The sequence below is a fragment of the Microbacterium sp. genome, assembly GCF_035687345.1.
GTDB lineage: Bacteria > Actinomycetota > Actinomycetes > Actinomycetales > Microbacteriaceae > Microbacterium.
Genome location: NZ_DASRXZ010000136.1, coordinates 1 through 4,445, shown reverse-complemented (window position 1 = coordinate 4,445; position 4,445 = coordinate 1). Strand labels below are relative to the sequence as shown.

Sequence of the window (4,445 nt, the reverse complement as noted above, 5' to 3'; positions counted from 1 at the left end):
GCTGCACCGCATCACCGGCGTGGCGATCTTCTTCTTCCTGTTGGTGCACGTGCTCGACACGGCCCTCATCCGCGTCTCGCCCGAGGCGTACGACGCGGTGATCGGCACCTACAAGAACCCGATCATGGGACTCGGCGAGGTGGTGCTCGTCGCGGCCGTCGCGTACCACGCGTACAACGGACTGCGCATCATGCTCGTCGACTTCTGGCCGTGGGCCACCCGCCACCAGCGCCAGCTGTGGTGGGGCGTCATCGGCCTGTGGGCGGTGACGATGCTGGGCTTCGCGCCGCGTCACCTCATGAACGTCTTCGCCGGACTGGGAGGGGGTCACTGATGAGCACCGCGCAGAGCGTCTCGATCGCCGATCCCCGCAGCCCCATCGCCCCGCGCAGCAAGCGCGGCGGCAACCTCGAGAAGTGGGGCTGGATCTACATGCGCGCCTCGGGCGTGCTGCTGATCGTCCTCATCTTCGGGCACCTGTTCGTCAACCTCATGGTCGGCGACGGCATCCACGCGATCGACTTCGGCTTCGTGGCGGGCAAGTTCGCGAGCCCGTTCTGGCAGTGGTGGGACGTGCTCATGCTGTGGCTCGCCCTCATCCACGGCGCGAACGGCATGCGCACGATCGTCAACGACTACGTGACGCACGAGGGCACGCGCCGCGTGCTCGTGTGGGCCCTGTGGCTGGCCGCAGGGTTCCTCATCGTCCTCGGAACGCTCGTGGTCTTCACGTTCGACCCGTGCCTCGGCCTGACCGACCAGAGCGCCCAGTGGCTGCAGGAACGCTGCGCCTGACGCGGCGACGACACTTGACAGAGACGGAAAGCACCCCAATCACGTGAGCACCCAGACCGCTGACGGCGTCGTCAAGAACGGCGTCCACTATCACCAGTTCGACATCGTCATCGTGGGCGCCGGCGGCGCAGGAATGCGTGCGGCGATCGAGGCGGGTCCGGGAGCGCGGACGGCCGTCATCACGAAGCTGTATCCGACGCGCTCGCACACCGGCGCGGCGCAGGGCGGGATGGCCGCGGCCCTCGCGAACGTCGAGGACGACTCGTGGGAGTGGCACACCTTCGACACCGTCAAGGGCGGCGACTACCTCGTCGACCAGGATGCGGCCGAGATCCTCGCGAAAGAGGCGATCGACGCGGTCATCGACCTCGAGAACATGGGCCTGCCGTTCAACCGCACGCCCGAGGGCAAGATCGACCAGCGCCGCTTCGGCGGTCACACGGCCGACCACGGCAAGACGCCCGTGCGCCGTGCGTGCTACGCCGCCGACCGCACCGGACACATGATCCTGCAGACGCTGTTCCAGAACTGCGTCAAGCTCGGCATCAACTTCTTCAACGAGTTCTACGTCCTCGACCTCATCACCGTGAAGGACGCCGACGGCGCGACGCAGGTCGCGGGTGTCGTCGCCTATGAGCTGGCGACCGGCGATCTGCACGTCTTCCACTCGAAGGCCGTCATCTTCGCGACGGGCGGATTCGGCAAGATCTTCAAGACGACGTCGAACGCGCACACGCTCACCGGCGACGGCGTCGGCATCATCTGGCGCAAGGGCCTCCCCCTGGAGGACATGGAGTTCTTCCAGTTCCACCCGACCGGCCTCGCCGGTCTCGGCATCCTCCTCACCGAGGGAGCGCGCGGCGAGGGCGCGATCCTGCGCAACGTCACGGGCGAGCGCTTCATGGAGCGCTACGCCCCCACGATCAAGGACCTCGCACCACGCGACATCGTGAGCCGCTGCATGGTGCAGGAGGTGGCGGAGGGTCGCGGCGCCGGCCCGCACCGCGACTACGTGCTGCTGGACTGCACGCATCTCGGTGCCGAGGTGCTCGAGACGAAGCTCCCCGACATCACCGAGTTCGCGCGCACCTACCTCGGCGTCGACCCGGTCGTGGAGCCCGTCCCGGTCATGCCGACCGCGCACTACGCGATGGGCGGCATCCCCACCAACACCGACGCGCAGGTGCTCAGCGACAACACGACGATCGTCCCCGGTCTGTACGCCGCGGGCGAGTGCGCGTGCGTGTCGGTGCACGGCTCGAACCGCCTCGGCACGAACTCGCTGCTCGACATCAACGTCTTCGGCAAGCGCGCCGGCCGCCACGCGGTCGAGTACGTCAAGACCGCCGACTTCGTGCCGCTGCCCGACGACCCCGCGCGCGAGGTGCGCGAGATGATCGAGGGCCTTCGCAACAACCCGGGCACCGAGCGCATCGCCGTCCTGCGCAAGACGCTGCAGGACGAGATGGACCGCAAGGCCCAGGTGTTCCGCACCGAGGAGTCGCTCAGCGAGGTGCTCGAGGTGATCGAAGACCTCCGCGCCCGCTACCGCAACGTCCACGTCGACGACAAGGGCCGCCGCTACAACACCGACCTCCTCGAGGCGGTCGAGCTCGGGTTCCTGCTCGACATCGCCGAGGTCGTCGTCGTCGCGGCGCGCAACCGCAAGGAGAGCCGCGGCGGCCACATGCGCGACGACTTCCCGGCGCGCGACGACGAGAACTACATGAAGCACACGATGGCGTACCTGACGGGCGACCCGCACTCGTCCAACTCGGAGGACCACATCCGACTCGATTGGAAGCCGGTCGTCGTCACGCGCTACCAGCCGATGGAGAGGAAGTACTGAGATGACCTCGACCGTCCTCGAGACCACCGACGCGCACGACGACGTCGAGCAGTCCCCGGCCGACACCGGCATCCAGTCGTTCCTCGTCACGTTCATCATCCGGCGCTTCGACCCCGAGGTCGATGAGGAGCCGCGCTGGGTCGACTACGACGTCGAGCTCTACTCGACCGACCGCGTGCTCGACGCGCTGCACAAGATCAAGTGGGAGGTCGACGGGTCGCTGACCTTCCGCCGCTCGTGCGCCCACGGGATCTGCGGCTCCGACGCGATGCGCATCAACGGGCGCAACCGCCTGGCCTGCAAGACGCTCATCAAGGACCTCGACATCTCGCAGCCCATCTACGTCGAGGCGATCAAGGGTCTTCCCCTCGAGAAGGACCTCGTCGTCGACATGGAGCCGTTCTTCGCGTCCTACCGCGAGGTGCAGCCGTTCCTCATCTCGGGCACGGCGCCTGAGCCGGGCAAGGAGCGCATCCAGTCGATCGTCAACCGCGAGATCTTCGACGACACGACCAAGTGCATCCTGTGCGCGGCGTGCACGTCGTCGTGCCCGGTGTTCTGGACCGACGGTCAGTACTTCGGCCCCGCCGCGATCGTCAACGCGCACCGGTTCATCTTCGACTCGCGTGACGACGCCGCCCAGGTGCGCCTCGACATCCTCAACGACAAAGAGGGCGTGTGGCGCTGCCGCACGACGTTCAACTGCACCGAGGCGTGCCCCCGCGGCATCGAGGTCACGAAGGCGATCGCAGAGGTCAAGCAGGCCGTGCTGCGCGGGCGGGCCTAGGGCCCGCGAGTGGACGCGTCGCAACGGAGCGATGGTCCGCTGACCAGCAGCAAGACGAACCGGCGGATGCCGCGCCCTGCCCCGCGCGGGCAGTGGAAGCCCGCCCGCGGAGCGGTCACGACCGCGTACGCGGCACAGGGCCTCGGCTACGCCGTCGTGGTCACCTCGCTCCCCGCGCTCAAGGCGCGACAGGACGTCGACGACATGACGGTCTCGTTCATCGTGCTCGGCGTCGCCCTCATGGCCGCAGGCGGGTCGCTCGTGGCGAATGCGGTCGCGGTGCGCTTCGGAAGCCGCGCGGCGCTCACCCTGGGCCTCGCGATCCAGGCGGTCGCGCTGCCGGTCATCGCGGTGCCGACGCCGTTCGGCGTCTTCGTCGCCGCCTGGGCGGTGTTCGGTGTGGGGCTCGGATGCGTCGACGCGTCGGCCGCGATGCAGGGCGTCGCGGTGCAGCGTGCGTACGGGCGCCCCGTGCTCGGAGGCTTCTTCGCGGCCGCGACGGCAGCCGCGATCGGCGGCGCCCTGCTCGTGTCGGTGGTCGCCGCATCCGCCTTCGCCGCCGGCATCGCGCTCGCGTGCGCGGCGGTCGTCGCCCTCGCCGCGGCTGTCATCGTGGCCCGCTTCTCGGCCCGTGAGACGCCTGTCGACCAGGCTCTGCCGCCGGCCGAGCGCACGCGTCTGCCGCGTGCGGGTATCTGGGTGTTCGGACTCGTCGTGCTCGCGATCTTCGTGGCGGACTCGGCCGTGAGCACGTGGAGCACGGTCTACCTGCAGGACGGCCTGTCCGCCCTCGCGTGGGTCGCGCCGCTCGGGTACGCCGCGTATCAGGCGGTCGTGCTCGTGACGCGACTCGTGACGGATCGTCTGCTGTCGGTCGTCGACCGTCGCCGCATCGTCGCGGTCGCCGCGTCCGTGTCGGCGGTGGGGTGCGCGCTCGTCGCGTTCGTGCCGGTGCCGGGCGTCGCGGTCGCGGGCTTCGCTCTCGCGGGTGTGTCGGCAGGCGTGCTCATCCCG

The 4,445-nt window shown here is 69.0% G+C and carries 5 protein-coding genes; all 5 read left to right on the top strand.

What is annotated here, in order from left to right; all coding sequences use genetic code 11:
- Nucleotide 1: 1 nt before the first annotated feature.
- Complete coding sequence (gene sdhC / locus VFF97_RS16195; protein WP_325034538.1) at nucleotides 2-334, top strand: succinate dehydrogenase, cytochrome b556 subunit; 333 nt, start codon at nucleotides 2-4, stop codon at nucleotides 332-334.
- Nucleotides 334-795, top strand: coding sequence for a succinate dehydrogenase hydrophobic membrane anchor subunit (locus VFF97_RS16190; protein ID WP_325034537.1), 462 nt, complete (start codon nucleotides 334-336; stop codon nucleotides 793-795). Before sdhC ends, VFF97_RS16190 begins: the two co-directional genes overlap by 1 nt.
- 43 nt (nucleotides 796-838) lie before the next feature.
- Nucleotides 839-2,644, top strand: a complete 1,806-nt coding sequence (gene sdhA / locus VFF97_RS16185) for a succinate dehydrogenase flavoprotein subunit (protein WP_325034536.1) — start codon at nucleotides 839-841, stop codon at nucleotides 2,642-2,644.
- Between the two features lies 1 nt (nucleotide 2,645).
- The gene (locus VFF97_RS16180) at nucleotides 2,646-3,431 is read left to right on the top strand and encodes a succinate dehydrogenase iron-sulfur subunit (protein WP_325034535.1); all 786 of its coding nucleotides are present in this window, start codon (nucleotides 2,646-2,648) and stop codon (nucleotides 3,429-3,431) included.
- Between the two features lie 66 nt (nucleotides 3,432-3,497).
- The coding region (locus VFF97_RS16175) for an MFS transporter (protein ID WP_325034534.1) at nucleotides 3,498-4,445 on the top strand (948 nt) is incomplete at its 3' end.